Raw genomic sequence first — 14889 nt, forward strand, 5'->3', positions numbered from 1 at the left:
AACCCAACAGATTGCCTATGTCCTTTGCTTCATATGGGGGGCATGGGCAATTTTTTTCTAAAGTTATGCTAAAGAAGCTTGAATGGAACGCTTAATATTTCATATAATGGGAATACAATAAATAACATTAATGGCGAGTCACAAAATTTTGGTTGAATTATCGAATTGGAATGGTAGAATGGAAGCAAGCATAATATAGTATCAAAGACCTGCTTCCCGGGGAGGGGTGAGTCGGGATGAGAGACAAGTTGACCGAGAGATGGAGTACTTATGAGCCTTTTCACATCGTATTGGCTGATAAGAAAGTCGCAGATATCGTCATAACGAACCACGCTAAGAGCAGATGGGCAGATCGCGTGGAAAGCGAAAAGACCGGCTTTGCCGATATTGCAGAGTATATGTGGCAATGTCTTAAGCAGGGACGCATCGCCTCTTATTACCGCAATGAGCAGGATGTTTACTTAATTGACGACGATCTCGTATTCGTTGCGGAGTTCGCTGAGCTGGAGAACGAACGAGATTTAATCGGTAATCCGCTGCACAAGATGATCGTTGTAACCTTTCTTGGACGAATGTCCGAAACGATCGAGCTGCGTGATCTGAAGTCATATTATTCGTGGCTAAGGCATTCTAGGCGGATGACGTTAATTAAGAACAGTAGGAAGAGAAAATAATATACGTTTGATAAATAAGCGCCGGTTGGCGCTTTTTTTTTGTTATTGTATACAGCATATTGTATACGTCTTCATAGATGATTGCGGTATAATGATTGGAAAGATGTGATTTAATGACAAAGGCAGGAACGATATACGATGGCGCTTAACTTTCATCAGCTGCACATTTTTTATACTGTTGCGGAAAGAGGAAGCTTCTCAGGCGCGGCGCAAGCGCTGCATATGACACAGCCGGCTGTCACGATGCAGGTTCAGTCGCTGGAGGATTATTTTGGTACGAAGCTGCTGCAGAGATCGACCAAGCGGATTGAACTGACCGAAGCAGGCCGAGCTTTGCTGCCTTATGCACAGCGGAGCATGGAGCTCATTCGTGAGACAGACGCGGCGATGTCCGCTTTCACAAGTAAGCTGAAGGGGAGGCTCCAGCTCGGTGCAAGCTTGACGATTGGAGAGTATATTTTGCCGCGGCTGCTTGGGCCATTTGGCCGTGAGTATCCGGACGTCTCGATCAGCATGAAGGTCATGAATACAGCGCAAATTATGGACGATATTTCGAATCATCAGCTGAATTTCGGATTGATCGAGGCTCCAGTTAATCATCCCGACATGCAAATGGATAAAGTAATGAGTGACGAGCTCGTGCTTATCGTTGCTCCGGATCATCCGCTGGCGAAGATGGACCACGTTACGCTTGCCGATGCGGTGAAGCATCGTTTCGTTGTGCGTGAACAAGGCTCCGGAACCCGTCTCGTTATGGAGGAGCAGCTTAAAAGTAAACAGATCGATCCGAGCTCGATTGATATTGTGATGGAGCTGGGGAGTACGGGAGCGGTCAAATCGGCCGTCGAAGCGGGCATTGGCATTTCAATCGTATCGGCGTCTTCGGTCAAGCATGAGGTAGCGCTCGGACTTATTCGAGTCGTGTCGCTTGCTGATACCCGGTTCAAGCGGCATTTTTACTCCATATATTTGAAATCGGCTTTGCTGCCGATATCGGCTGTTACATTTCTAGCCTTTTTGAGAGAGAGGGATTTGCAGCAATGGTTATAAAAAAACAAGCGGATCTGCATACCCATACATTGGCCTCTGACGGAACGAGCACGCCGTCCTCAGTCGTTCGGCTGGCGAAGGAAGCTGGACTTGCAGCAGTAGCTATTACCGATCACGACACGATCGACGGATGGGAGGAGGCATTAGCGGAAGGAAAACGGCTCGGTATCGAAGTCGTCCCAGGTGTTGAGCTTAGTACAGTAATGAATGGTCGAGACGTCCATATCCTCGGCTATTGGTGCGATGCCAATAATGTCATCTGGCAGCAGAGACTTCGTTCGCAGCAGGGCTATCGCGGTAAACGAAATATAATGATCATAGAGAGGCTGCAGCAGCTCGGGATCGATGTGACGCTGGACGAAATTGTGGAGCTTGCGCGCAAAAATGGGAAGAAAGTGGAGGGGGCTGAGCAGATCGGACGTCCTCATCTGGCTGAAGCGCTCTTCGCTCGGGGCGTAGTCAAGGATATCCGCGAAGCGTTCGATCGGTATTTGGGCGAGAATGGAATCGCTTATTGCAATCCGCCTCGACCACTGCCATTCGAAGCAGTCGATTGGATTCGAGAGGCTGGCGGCGTGAGCGTTATTGCCCATCCAGGCTTGTATGGAGACGATGAAATGGTTGAAGCGATTGTGACGCACGGGGTGCAAGGGATTGAAGCTTACCATTCTGACCATGATTCGGAGCAGGAGATGAAATATGCAGCGATGGCGGAGCGGTACGGACTGTTCGTGACCGGTGGCTCTGATTATCACGGTGAGAAGCGGGGAGTTATCTTTCACGGACCTGTAGGGAACCGAACTGTTGATGTGTCGGTGGTAGATAGGATGAAGCAGTTAGTAGCTAGTATGAAGTGAATAGGTGAACGAAGACAAGCAGCTGGCCAATGGCCAAGCTGCTTGTTTTTACTTAAAAGCTTATAAATATAGACGTATTACTATTTTAAATTTTTTGTGGAAAATCATAGTTGACGAATAGGGATACTCCGTAGATAATGGAAAGGTAGTCAAATCTTAAATTCCTATTGGATTACAAGGAATAATGTCGATACTCTACAAAGAGCTTGGCATGAGAGAATGTATCCACACCGAAAAAGAGGGGTTATGTCAATGAATAAGAAATCGAAATCTTCTAGAAGAACTTTCATGCTTTCGCTGGTCGTTCTGCTTACGCTGCTGACAGCCTGCGGTTCGAATGGCTCTAAGGAATCGAGCAGCGACAGCGAATCATCTAATAAGGCAAGTACCGCCAAAGAAATTCATATCGGCTATCAGAAATACGGTACGGTTAACATTTTGAAAGCGAAGGGTACGCTTGAGGGGCGGCTTGAGTCGGAAGGATATAAAGTAACGTGGATTGAGTTCCCGGGTGGACCACAGCTGCTCGAAGCGTTGAATGTCGGCAGCATCGATATTGGACATACCGGCGAAGCGCCACCAATATTCGCACAGGCTGCAGGAGCTCCGCTCGTATATTTGGCACATGAACCGGCAAGTCCGGCCAGCGAAGCGATTATTGTACCGAAAGATTCGGACATTAAGACCGTTGCAGATTTGAAAGGTAAGAAGGTTGCGCTTAATAAGGGCTCTAACGTTCATTATTTGCTTGTAAAAGCGCTTGAGAAGGCCGGCGTCGACTATAAAGATATTACGACTGTATATCTGCCGCCAGGCGACGCGCGGGTTGCATTCGAGAACGGTAACGTTGACGCATGGGCGATTTGGGACCCGTTCCTTGCGGCAGCACAGACGGCGACTGGCGCAACAGTGCTGGCCGACGGCCAAGATCTCGTATCGAATATCGAGTTTTATTTGGCCTCCCGGAAGTTTGCGGAAGGTAATCAGTCGGTCATCGATATTTTTAAAGACGAGTTGAACCAAATTGACGAATGGTCGAAAGCGAATACGAAGGAAGTTGCCGAGCTGCTGTCTCCGCAGCTAGGTATTGACATCCCATCGCTGGAGCTTGCATCTAAACGGAGAGAATACGGCTTGCAGCCAATTGACGATTCGATTATCGAAGCTCAACAGAAAATTGCGGATACGTTCCATGAGCTAGAGCTTATTCCGAACCCGATTGTTGTCAAAGAAGCGACTTTGAAATAAATAATCAAGAAATAATCATGGAAAGGTGGATGTTATATGGAGGTTTTCTGGTTTATTCCAACGCATGGTGATGGACGTTATCTAGGCTCGGCGGAAGGTGCACGTGCGGTTGACGCGAAATATATGCAGCAGGTTGCACAAGCGGCAGACAGACTGGGCTACGGAGGTGTATTGCTGCCTACAGGTACTTCCTGCGAGGATGCATGGGTCGTAGCGTCGTCTTTGATTCCTGTAACAGAACGGCTTAAATTTCTTGTCGCACTTCGTCCGGGCTTAATGTCGCCGACGTTATCGGCTCGTATGGCGGCTACGTTCGATCGGATTTCGGGCGGAAGGCTGCTTATCAACATCGTAACGGGCGGAGATCCTGTGGAGAATGCTGGTGACGGTCTGTACCTAGGACACGATGAGCGTTATGATCTGACGAATGAATTCCTCGACATTTGGCGCCGTGAATTAGCCGGTGAGACGGTCGATTTCGAAGGCGATCATTTGAAAGTGACCGGGGGTAAAATTCTTTATCCGCCAACGCAGCAACCGCATCCGCCGCTATACTTCGGCGGATCTTCTGAAGCCGCTCATAAGGTGGCGGCAGAGCATGTGGACGTCTATTTGACTTGGGGGGAACCACCACAAGAGGTGGCGAAGAAGATTGCGCATGTTAGACAGCTGGCAGCTGAGCATGGCAGAACGGTACGGTTTGGCATTCGTCTGCATGTAATCGTTCGGGAAACGTCAGAGGAAGCGTGGCGCGAAGCGGAACGACTCATTAGCAAGGTTGACGATGCAGCTATCGAAGCGGCACGCAAAGTGTTTAGCCGCTATGATTCCGAAGGGCAGAAACGGATGTCTAATTTGCATGGCGGCGATCGCTCCAAGCTAGAAATCTATCCGAATCTATGGGCCGGCGTCGGTCTCGTTCGTGGCGGCGCAGGGACGGCGCTAGTCGGCAGCCCGGAAGAGGTGGCTGCATTGATGAAGCAATATACGGATCTAGGCATTGAGACGTTTATTTTGTCTGGGTATCCTCATCTGGAAGAAGCTTACCGTTTCGCAGAGCTTGTATTCCCGCTGCTGCCGCTTCAGCATATACCAACTGCTAACGGTCCGTCCTCGACGAGTCCATTCGGCGAGCTGATCGCAAACGCAATCAAACCAGCTGAGCGTATATCGGTTAGCTAGGAGGAGACAGCCATGAAAAGTTCAACCACGGCAAAATGGACATACCAGCTGCGTAACGTTGGCTTGGAGTGGATCATTCCCGTCATTATCGTTGTGGTGTGGCAATGGTTTGCTGATGTGGGTTGGATCTCGCAGCGGATCTTGCCTTCTCCGCTATCTGTCGTCGAAGCGGGCGTCAAGCTGGTGAAGAGCGGTGATTTGTTCGTCTATATTGGTGACAGCTCCCGCCGGGCGCTGCTTGGCTTCATCATTGGCGGCGGAATCGGCTTTGTCCTCGCGATTATTAACGGCTTGCTGCCGCTGTTCGAGAAGCTGACCGATTCAAGCATCCAAATGATTCGCACCATCCCGCACTTAGCGCTAATTCCGCTTATCATTGCGTGGTTCGGCATCGGCGAGCAGGGGAAAATTTTTCTGGTAGCACTTGGCGTTGCCTTCCCGATCTACTTGAATACGCTGCACGGCATCCGCGGCGTTGATCCAGGTTTGATCGAGATGGGACGGACGTATGGCTTGCGGGGGGTTGCTCTGTTTCGTTCGATTATATTCCCAGGCGCACTTCCGTCGATATTGGTCGGGCTGCGATTCTCACTCGGCATTATGTGGATTACGCTAATCGTATCCGAGACGATTTCCGCGAACAGCGGTATCGGCTATATGGCGATGAATGCGAGAGAGTTTTTTCAAATGGACGTCGTCGTTCTTAGTATCATTATTTATGCTTTGCTTGGCAAGCTGTCGGACTGGATTGCTAAGCTCTTGGAGAGGGGGTTTCTGCAGTGGCATCCACACTACCGCAAAGCGAAATAAAAATACGGCCTGAAATTGATAAGGCTCCTGCTTTATCGACGGTGTCGAATGCGGCCGCAGGCGGAATTCAGATCGATATTCATGAGGCACAGGTTCGATTCGGGGAGTTAACCGTGCTCCATGAGCTTAATCTATCGATTCCATCCGGGCAGTTCCTTTCTGTTGTCGGCAGAAGCGGCTGCGGCAAAAGCACGCTCCTGCGGCTAATTGCAGGCTTGCAGCCGGCGACCGAAGGCACGGTAAAGTTTGATGGCTCGGTTACATCCGGTCTGCGCCCTGATGTGCGCATTATGTTCCAGGATGCAAGACTGCTGCCCTGGAAGTCGGTGCTGGATAACGTTCGAATTGGCGTGCCGGATGGCGACCGCGATAAGGCGTTAGAGGCGTTGTCGCTTGTTGGTCTTGAGAATCGAGCGAAAGAATGGCCAAGCGTGCTGTCGGGCGGCCAGAAGCAGCGCGTTGCGCTTGCCCGGGCATTAGCGGGCAATCCAAGCCTGCTGCTGCTTGACGAGCCGCTTGGTGCGCTGGACGCGCTTACCCGGATCGAAATGCAGCAGCTGATCGAAAGGCTGTGGCGGGAACGTAAGTTTACGGCAGTGCTCGTCACGCATGACGTAAGTGAAGCCGTCGCGTTAACGGACCGGGTCGTTCTCGTAGAGAACGGGAAAATTTCGCATGATTTGAATATTTCGTTGGCGAGGCCGAGAGAGAAGGACAGCGGCTTCGCCCATTACGAGAGCACCATTTTGAATCGAGTGTTGGAGCGTAATCCTATGCCGGGCGCAAACGAACATTTCTCGATATAAAATAGAGCCAGGGGCTCCCAGAAAGTCAATGAACCACTGACTTACGGACGCCCCTTCTTCACTGCCATGGGTGCAGAATTTGGGCACAATTTCTTCGTCGTTCTAGAGCGAAATGAGTGATTAGCGTGGAAAGAATGCAAGGCTTACATACTTTTTCGCGTATTTAGCTTCACATATGGCAAAGTTACTGCAAGAAGTGCTTCAATTTAGCTTCGATGAAGAGCGAGTTAGCGATTAAAGAGACGAAGAAGGTTGTGCAGAAAACAATCACCGTTTTCGGCACAACCTTTTAATTTTGGGTGATTATTGGTCCGGATTGGTGCTAAGTACGATCAGTTCTTGATTACGCTGGGCAAGCTTCGAATTCGCTGTTCGTCCGGCGTAATGAACAACGTCTTCTGTTTGTCATAGATGACAAAGCCGGGCTTGGCGCCATTGGGCTTACGGACGTGGCGGATGAGCGTCATATCAACCGGTACTTGGCTTGATTCTCGAGCTTGACTGTAATACGCGGCGAGCATAGCCGCTTCCTGAAGCGTCGTATCGCCGAATTTATCGCTGCGGATGACGACGTGTGAGCCTGGAATGTCCTTCGTATGCAGCCAAGTGTCTGATGGGGCAGCCAGACGGTTCGTCAAATATTCGTTTTGTGTATTGTTCTTGCCCACATAAATGGGTATGCCTTCAGATGATGTGTAGCAGAGCAGGGCAGGCTTCGACGACTTCTTCTTCTTGCCGCCGCGCTTGCTGCCCCGATCACGCAAATAATTTTGCTCGACCAGTTCATCGCGTATTTCCTGCAAATCCTGCAGAGCAGCTGTCTGCAGCTGCTGCATAATTTGCTCTAAGTATGCTGTTTCCTGCTCCGTCAGCTCGATTTGTTCCTGTACTGCTTGTAAGCTGTTCTTTTGTTTGTTGTATTTGCGGAAATAACGCTGCGCGTTCTCGGACGGTGTGAGCAGTGGATCGAGCGCAATCGTAATCGGCTTCTGCTCCTCGTCATAATAGTTAATCACTTCAATAGCGGTGTCGCCTTTGCCGATTGCATGCATGTATGCGGTCAGCAGCTCGCCTAATATACGGTATTGGTCGGCCCCTTGCGCTTCTTCCATTGTATCCTGAAGCTTCTCGAGCTTGCTCTTGTTCTTCACGATTTCGTTATGAACGAATTTCAGCAGGTCGGCGGCACGTTGTTTAACCGTATCGCGCTCCGCCTTGTCTCCGTAATACGCTTCCAGACAACGGCTCACCGAGTCGAAGGAATGATGCTCACCCCCGAACCGTGTTAGTTCCGTTACCGAAAAATAAGCTTTGCCGCTCTCCTCTGTTACGATTTCAGGCGTGTATATATGGTCACGTATCTTCGACATCATATTGTCGAATGCTTGCCATAACGCAGATCCATCTACGAACGTATCGCTCCCGCCTGGTGAACAGCCGGCCCGATGAACGATTTCACCGGCGAGCAGCGGACTTAGCCCGGCAAAAACGCTGACAAGCCGTTTGTCGGGTGAAATAACTCCCTCCGCACTATTCCAGGCCTCTAGAAATTGGGCCTCTGTTGTGACCGTAATGGGATCGGCCTTGTGCTGTTCCGGCGGCGGTGAATACGGCACTCCAGGCATGACGATCCGGTAGCTGCTGAGCGCAGGCGTCACGTGATGAATGCCGTCGTGAATTGTCCCCGTTGACGGGTCCATGAGGATGATGTTGCTGTGACGGCCCATAAGCTCGACAATGAGTCTTTTGTACGACAAGTCTCCCAGCTCATCACGCTGCCGAACGTCGATATGAATCACACGTTCGCGTCCAGGCTGCGTGATCGCCTCGATAACGGCCCCTTCGCAATATTTGCGCAGAAGCATGCAGAACATTGGTGCTTCCTGCGGATTAACGAAGAGCGCCTCCGTCCAATGGGCGCGGGGGTAGGTCGGATTGGCGGACAGGAGAAGCTTGCCGGGATTGCTGCCGCCGCGAATTTGCAGCACGAGATCGTGTGGAGTAGGCTGATGAATTTTATGAATGCGCGCTCCGACGCACGATTGCAGCTCGTGCACGACAGAGCGGATAACGATGCCGTCCAATGCCATGGTGGTTAAAATCTCCTTCGTCATTACTTAGTACTTACTATCATGCCATAGTCCAGCGAAAAACTTAAGTCCTGTACTGGGATATTTTGCGGTTTGTCCGAATACATTGGAGGCAGGAAGGCTGTCCGGGCAGCGCATAATCAATTCGGCGACCGGCTTATTGCGGGAGGGAGATAATACGGATGGATCAGAACAGATGGCATCAACTAAAGACGGAGACGCTCGCGCAGACGCTGAACTGCGATGTTATGCGCGGGCTTACGGAGTCAGAGGCGGCGGAGCGATTGAAGCAGTATGGCCGCAACGAGCTGTCGGAAGGAGCGAAGGTATCGCCTCTAGTGTTGTTCTTAAATCAGTTCAAAGATTTTATGGTCCTTATATTAATGGGCGCTACGCTCATTTCTGGATTGCTCGGCGAATATCTCGACGCGGTTACCATTGTTGCCATTATTGTCTTGAACGCAGTGCTCGGCTTCGTGCAAGAATTCCGGGCTGAGCGTTCGCTGCGTGCGCTCAAGGCATTATCCGCTCCGACAGCTAAAGTTATTCGCAATGGTCAGTCGGCTACAGTACCGGCAAGTGGGCTTGTGCCTGGCGATTTGATTCAGCTGGAGAGCGGCGACCGGGTGCCCGCCGACATCCGCTTCATTCAAGCGAATAGCTGTTATGCGGAAGAGTCGGCGCTCACTGGCGAGTCTGTGCCTGTCAGCAAGCATGCGAGCCCGATCTCTGAAGCCGAGCTGCCGTTGGGAGATCAGCGTAATATCGGGTTTATGGGGACGATGCTGACAGGGGGCACTGGAAAAGGCGTCGTTATTCGGACCGGGATGAACACTGAGATGGGCCGGATTGCCGATCTTATTCAGAAGACAGAGGAAATGGAGACGCCGCTGCAGCGCCGTCTAGAGCAGCTCGGCAAAATATTAATTATCGTTGCCGTTGCGCTTACGATCGTTGTCGTTATTGCAGGCATTATGCATGGGCAACCAGCTTACGGGATGTTTCTTGCTGGCGTCAGCCTTGCTGTTGCAGCTATACCGGAAGGACTTCCGGCGATCGTCACGATCGCCCTTGCGCTCGGCGTTCAGCGGATGATTAAGCGAAAGGCGATCGTCCGTAAGCTGCCTTCTGTCGAAACGTTAGGCTGTGCATCGGTGATATGCTCGGATAAAACCGGGACGCTGACACAAAACAAAATGACCGTTACAAAAGTATGGCTGAGTGGACGCTCGATCGATATAACGGGCGAAGGCTACGAGCCTGCCGGCGAAGCGTTGGAGCATGGAAAGCAGGTCGATCCGAAGCATGACCAGCCGTTCCGCCGGCTGCTCCAAATCGCCGCTCTGTGCAACAATGCTGAAATTGTGCGTGCCGCCGATACGGAAGAAGCGAAACGTAAGAAAGGCGCAGAAGTGAGGGAAGAGTGGCAGCTGAAAGGAGACCCGACTGAAGGTGCGCTAGTCGTTCTTTCGTCCAAGCTGGGTATGTCTGCTTCATCTCTTGCGCCGCTGTACAGACGGATCGCTGAATTTCCGTTCGATTCCGAGCGTAAGCGTATGTCCGTCATCGTCGCTCATCAAGGCGGTCGGCTGCTCTGTGCGAAGGGAGCGCCGGATCTGCTGATGGAGCAATGCTCCTATGTGCTGTGGGACGGCAAGGTGATGCCGTTTACCGGGACGTTGAGGCGGAAAGTAGCCGAAGCGGCGGAAGCATTGGCTGGGTCTGCGCTTCGCGTGCTTGGATTCGCATATCGCGATTTGCGGCCGAATGATCCTTGCTCGAATGTACAGGAAGCGGAATCACAGCTTATTTTCGCTGGTTTAACCGGCATGATCGATCCTCCGCGCAAAGAAGTGCGCGAAGCGATTGCGACCTGCAGAAGAGCGGGCATTAAGACGGTTATGATAACGGGCGACCACCAGCTGACGGCTGAGGCGATTGCGCATCAGCTTGGCATTATGCCTAGAGAAGGCATTGCCATTAGCGGCCGTGAGCTGTCTAACATGGACGACGAACAGCTTGACCGGTTGTCAGACAATATTTACGTATATGCCCGCGTATCGCCTGAGCATAAGCTTCGTATCGTCAAATCGCTGCAGCGGCAGGGCCACGTCGTGGCGATGACCGGCGACGGCGTCAATGATGCCCCGGCGATTAAAGCGGCGGACATCGGCATCGCAATGGGCATTACGGGCACGGACGTGTCCAAAGAGGCTTCCGCGCTTATCTTAAGCGACGACAACTTCGCCACAATCGTCGCGGCGATAGAGGAAGGCCGCAGCATCTATGAGAACATCCGCAAGTTTATCCGCTATTTGCTTGCATCGAACGTCGGCGAAATTTTAACGATGTTCCTTGCGATGATGGCGGGACTACCGCTGCCGCTCGTGCCGATTCAAATTTTGTGGGTCAATCTCGTAACGGACGGACTGCCTGCTATGGCGCTCGGTGTCGATCAGGCGGAGAAGGATCTAATGAAGCAGAAGCCGCGCTCATCTAAGGAGAGCATTTTCGCCCGGCGTCTGGGGTGGAAGATTGTTAGCCGGGGCATCCTAATCGGCATTTGTACACTTGGTGCCTTCTGGCTGACGCTGTCCAAAGCGCCTGGCGATCCGAAGCAGCTGGTGCTTGCGCAGACGGTCGCTTTCGCTACGCTCGTACTTGCACAGCTCATTCACGTATTCGACTGCCGCAGCTCAAGGTCGATTTTCCATCGGAACTTCTTTCAGAATAAATATTTGGTGCTCGCTGTCTTGTCTTCGCTTATTTTAATGATCGGCGTTCTGTATTTAAAGCCGCTGCAGCCGGTATTCAAAACCGTGCCGCTCGACTTTAGACATTGGTGTCTTGTATTCGTCGCCGCGGGCATTCCGACGTTCGTCATGGGCATCGGCAGCGTGCTTAGTTCGAACCGCAACAAAACGAAGACGAAATGGAATTCGCCAAGCACTCAATCTGCGGTCAGGTAGCAGCCTCCTTGGAGTCTGTCATCGGCATACAGCGCAAGCTGCAGCCTGGTCGAGGGGTGTTAAGTATAGGTATGATGTGAGTAGTCATAAAGTGCAAATGAATGTGCAAATAGGAAATGGTCATATCTCTCCCTATTACGATATGCTAGATCACAAATGTTGTTGGCCGCAGCGATGCGGAAGCTACTAATCTATCGTATGAAGGAGACTTAATGACTATGAAATTTACGAAAATGCACGGTCTTGGCAACGATTTTATCGTTATAGCAGGAGAGCAGCAGCTTCCGGAGAACGTTTCGCAGCTGGCAATCGATTTGTGCAACCGGTTTTTCGGTATCGGTGCGGATGGTCTTGTCTACATTCTGCCTAGCGAGAAAGCAGATTTCAAAATGCGGATCATTAACTCAGACGGCTCTGAGGCAGAGCAATGCGGCAACGCAATCCGCTGCGTAAGCAAATATGTGTATGACAACGGCTTGATTGATCGTACGGAAATTACGATTGAGACGCTTGGCGCCGGAGTACAGCCGGTACAGCTGACGGTGAAGGACGGCGTGGTAGCAGCGGTGCGCGTCGATATGGGACAGCCGATTCTAAATGGCCTCCAGGTGCCGACGACGATCGATTCTGATCGCGTTGTCGCACAGCCCATCGAAGTGGATGGCCGATCGTTTACGTTTACGGCGGTGTCGATGGGAAATCCACACTGTGTCATTTATGTTGATGATGCTGTTCATTTCGATCTTGGCACATGGGGACCGAAGCTGGAGACGCATCCGCTGTTCCCGCGCAAGACGAATGTTGAATTTGTTACGGTGAACTCCCGGAGTCAAGCTGATATGCGCGTATGGGAGCGCGGAGCCGGACCTACGCTCGCATGTGGAACAGGAGCTTGCGCAACAGTTGTTTCGTCTGTGCTTAATGGTCTGACGGACCGTACGGCAACAGTATCTCTTAAGGGTGGAGATCTTCACATCGAGTGGAGTGAAGCAGATAATCACGTCTATATGACAGGCCCGGCAGCGGTCGTATTCACAGGGACCCTATAATCGGAATTTTATATAGGTGGGATGACGATGAAGCTTGATTTGCGCGAGGTGCTTCGGCAGCGCGTATTGACTGGGGACGGAGCGATGGGGACATATTTGCACCACTCCGGCTTTCCGGTCGGCGTTTCCTATGAGGAGTACAACGTAATCCATCCGGATGTGATCGGCAGCGTTCATCGCAGCTATTATGATGCAGGTGCCCGCCTGATCGAGACGAATACGTTCTCGGCTAACGTCGAGAAGCTTTCAAAGTATGGGCTCGAATCGGCAGTCGAACAGATTAACCGAGCGGGCGTGCGGATAGCGCGGACGTCGGTTGGCAGCGATGCATATGTCGTTGGTGCGGTCGGTTCCATACGGGGCGGTCGGCGCAGCGGCATTCTGCTCACAGATGTCGAGAGGGCGCTCTCGCAGCAAATCAACACTTTATTGGACGAAGACGTCGACGGCATACTGCTGGAGACGTTTTTCGATTTGGAGGAAATACGGCTTGCGCTGCGTCTTGTTCGCCAAGTAAGTGCTTTGCCAGTTATCTGTCAGTTCGCAATCGAAGAAGGCGGCGGCATAGCGGACGGTGCAGGACTTGCTCAGGCATTTTCTATACTTGAAGCGGAAGGTGCCGACGTCGTAGGCTTTAACTGCCGTTCCGGGCCGCGCGGCTTGATACGGGCAATTGAATCGATCGGCGAAAATATGAGTCTGCCGGTTTCGGTGTTCCCGAACGCCGGCTTTCCTGAATATGTCGACGGGACGTATACTTATCCAGCTTCTCCGGACTACTTTGGCGAGATGGCTTGCCGATTTGCCGATTTAGGCGTACGCATCATCGGTGGCTGCTGCGGCACGACGCCTGATCATATTAAGGCGATAGCGGCGGCTTTGGATGGATATGTCCCATCCACGCTCGAAGGCTCGGCGTTACAAGTCATCACGGCTGCGCCGTCTGTTACGATCAGCTCTGCTCCGGAACCGCCGGGAGCGCCGCCTGACGCTATAGCACCATCGATCGTCGAGCTGGTGAAGCAGCGCCATACCGTCATTGTCGAGCTGGACCCGCCGCGCGATCTTGACATTACGAGGTTTATGCAAGGGGCGGCGGCGCTCCAAGCAGCGCATGCTGATGCGTTAACGATGGCAGACAATTCGCTCGCGGTTACACGAATGAGTAACATGGCGCTCGCGGCGATCGTGAAGGAGCAGGTCGGGATTCGCCCGCTCGTTCATATCGCCTGCCGGGACCGCAACCTAATCGGCACCCAATCCCATTTGATGGGGCTTGGCGCCCTCGGTATCGATCATGTACTGGCAGTTACAGGCGATCCGGCCCGATTCGGCGATTTGCCGGGAGCTACCTCTGTCTATGATATGACGTCGTTCGAGATGATTCGAATGATCCGTCAATTGAATGACGGAATTGCATTCTCGGGCAAGCCTTTGAGACAGAAAGCGAGCTTTATTGTCGGAGCAGCCTTTAACCCGAACGTCAAGCATTTGGACAAAGCGGTTGCTAGACTGGAGAAGAAGGTCGCGTCGGGCGCACATTTTATTATGACGCAGCCTGTGTACGATGTAGAGCTGATTGATAGGATAGCTGCCGCGACGAGGCATATCGAAGTTCCTATATTTGTCGGGGTTATGCCGCTTGCGAGCGGACGCAACGCCGAATATTTACATAACGAGGTTCCGGGAATTCTGCTTTCAGACGACGTACGCAAACGAATGGCCGGGCTTGAAGGTGAAGCAGGAAGAGCTGAAGGCATACAGATAGCGACAGAATTGATCGATGCGATTATTCCGCATTTTAATGGTATCTATCTCATGACCCCTTTTATGTTGTATGAGATGACGGTTAAGCTGACGGAGTATGTGTGGAAGAAGTCGGGACGGTTCATAGTGGAGAATGGAAGTGGATAGGACAGCAATGTCGTGATATTCAGCCGATTTGAGGCGTATAGCGCTGAAAATCGGCTGAAATGTTTTAAAAATAGCTTGTGAGAAACCGCAAAATCCTTTAAAATAGATAAACAATGCACGCGTCTTGCTAGTTTTTAGGTTAGCATAGCAATGGCGACGTTCATTTTTGAACGGACTCATAGGTTGCCTGGCGTGTCATGGCTGGGCGTCGCGCGTATGTTACGAAGCATTTTCGTCAAC

Annotated in this window: 11 protein-coding genes; 10 read left to right on the forward strand and 1 reads right to left on the reverse strand. The window is 51.6% G+C overall.

Annotation, left to right across the window (positions count from 1 at the left end; genetic code table 11):
• The first annotated feature begins 236 nt into the window (after nt 1-236).
• The 7 genes from PXY01_RS05745 (at nt 237) to PXY01_RS05775 (ending at nt 6627) form a co-directional block, all read left to right on the forward strand.
• Nucleotides 237-674 carry a hypothetical protein gene (locus tag PXY01_RS05745; protein ID WP_127568220.1) on the forward strand — a complete coding sequence of 146 codons (438 nt, stop codon included), beginning with the start codon at nt 237-239 and terminating at the stop codon, nt 672-674.
• 138 nt (nt 675-812) lie between these two features.
• On the forward strand, nt 813-1724 hold the full coding sequence (locus PXY01_RS05750) for a selenium metabolism-associated LysR family transcriptional regulator (RefSeq protein WP_127568223.1): 912 nt from the start codon (nt 813-815) through the stop codon (nt 1722-1724).
• Nucleotides 1715-2581: a PHP domain-containing protein gene (locus PXY01_RS05755; RefSeq protein ID WP_127568225.1), complete on the forward strand. Its 867-nt coding sequence runs from the start codon at nt 1715-1717 to the stop codon at nt 2579-2581. Before PXY01_RS05750 ends, PXY01_RS05755 begins: the two co-directional genes overlap by 10 nt.
• Before the next feature lie 252 nt (nt 2582-2833).
• Nucleotides 2834-3829, forward strand: a complete 996-nt coding sequence (locus PXY01_RS05760; protein ID WP_164744314.1) for a sulfonate ABC transporter substrate-binding protein — start codon at nt 2834-2836, stop codon at nt 3827-3829.
• 36 nt (nt 3830-3865) lie between these two features.
• Entirely contained in the window at nt 3866-5011 is a 1146-nt protein-coding gene (gene ssuD, locus PXY01_RS05765; RefSeq protein WP_127568227.1) for an FMNH2-dependent alkanesulfonate monooxygenase, read from the forward strand.
• 12 nt (nt 5012-5023) lie between these two features.
• Nucleotides 5024-5821, forward strand: coding sequence for an aliphatic sulfonate ABC transporter permease SsuC (gene ssuC / locus PXY01_RS05770; protein WP_127568229.1), 798 nt, complete (start codon nt 5024-5026; stop codon nt 5819-5821).
• 14 nt (nt 5822-5835) lie between these two features.
• The gene (locus PXY01_RS05775) at nt 5836-6627 is read left to right on the forward strand and encodes an ATP-binding cassette domain-containing protein (RefSeq protein WP_373864281.1); all 792 of its coding nucleotides are present in this window, start codon (nt 5836-5838) and stop codon (nt 6625-6627) included.
• A 332-nt stretch (nt 6628-6959) separates the two neighbouring features.
• Here the strand turns inward: PXY01_RS05775 and PXY01_RS05780 are convergent, their stop codons facing one another.
• Nucleotides 6960-8717 carry an Rqc2 family fibronectin-binding protein gene (locus tag PXY01_RS05780; RefSeq protein ID WP_127568233.1) on the reverse strand — a complete coding sequence of 586 codons (1758 nt, stop codon included), beginning with the start codon at nt 8715-8717 and terminating at the stop codon, nt 6960-6962.
• 182 nt (nt 8718-8899) lie between these two features.
• On the opposite strand from PXY01_RS05780, the gene PXY01_RS05785 reads away from it, so the two are divergent.
• From PXY01_RS05785 to PXY01_RS05795, 3 genes are all read left to right on the forward strand, one after another.
• Complete coding sequence (locus tag PXY01_RS05785) at nt 8900-11686, forward strand: calcium-translocating P-type ATPase, SERCA-type (RefSeq protein WP_127568235.1); 2787 nt, start codon at nt 8900-8902, stop codon at nt 11684-11686.
• 218 nt (nt 11687-11904) lie between these two features.
• Entirely contained in the window at nt 11905-12735 is an 831-nt protein-coding gene (gene dapF / locus PXY01_RS05790; protein WP_127568237.1) for a diaminopimelate epimerase, read from the forward strand.
• 27 nt (nt 12736-12762) lie between these two features.
• Nucleotides 12763-14649 carry a bifunctional homocysteine S-methyltransferase/methylenetetrahydrofolate reductase gene (locus PXY01_RS05795; RefSeq protein ID WP_127568239.1) on the forward strand — a complete coding sequence of 629 codons (1887 nt, stop codon included), beginning with the start codon at nt 12763-12765 and terminating at the stop codon, nt 14647-14649.
• The last annotated feature ends 240 nt before the right edge of the window (nt 14650-14889 follow it).

This window comes from Paenibacillus xylaniclasticus, from assembly GCF_004001065.1.
In the GTDB taxonomy this organism is placed as follows: Bacteria; Bacillota; Bacilli; order Paenibacillales; family Paenibacillaceae; genus Paenibacillus_T; species Paenibacillus_T xylaniclasticus.

Coding starts and splice junctions, on each gene's coding strand:
- PXY01_RS05745 (WP_127568220.1), top strand. CDS start 237: ATGAGAGACAAGTTGACCGAGAGATGGAGTACTTATGAGCCTTTTCAC.
- PXY01_RS05750 (WP_127568223.1), top strand. CDS start 813: ATGGCGCTTAACTTTCATCAGCTGCACATTTTTTATACTGTTGCGGAA.
- PXY01_RS05755 (WP_127568225.1), top strand. CDS start 1,715: ATGGTTATAAAAAAACAAGCGGATCTGCATACCCATACATTGGCCTCT.
- PXY01_RS05760 (WP_164744314.1), top strand. CDS start 2,834: ATGAATAAGAAATCGAAATCTTCTAGAAGAACTTTCATGCTTTCGCTG.
- ssuD (WP_127568227.1), top strand. CDS start 3,866: ATGGAGGTTTTCTGGTTTATTCCAACGCATGGTGATGGACGTTATCTA.
- ssuC (WP_127568229.1), top strand. CDS start 5,024: ATGAAAAGTTCAACCACGGCAAAATGGACATACCAGCTGCGTAACGTT.
- PXY01_RS05780 (WP_127568233.1), bottom strand. CDS start 8,717: ATGGCATTGGACGGCATCGTTATCCGCTCTGTCGTGCACGAGCTGCAA.
- PXY01_RS05785 (WP_127568235.1), top strand. CDS start 8,900: ATGGATCAGAACAGATGGCATCAACTAAAGACGGAGACGCTCGCGCAG.
- dapF (WP_127568237.1), top strand. CDS start 11,905: ATGAAATTTACGAAAATGCACGGTCTTGGCAACGATTTTATCGTTATA.
- PXY01_RS05795 (WP_127568239.1), top strand. CDS start 12,763: ATGAAGCTTGATTTGCGCGAGGTGCTTCGGCAGCGCGTATTGACTGGG.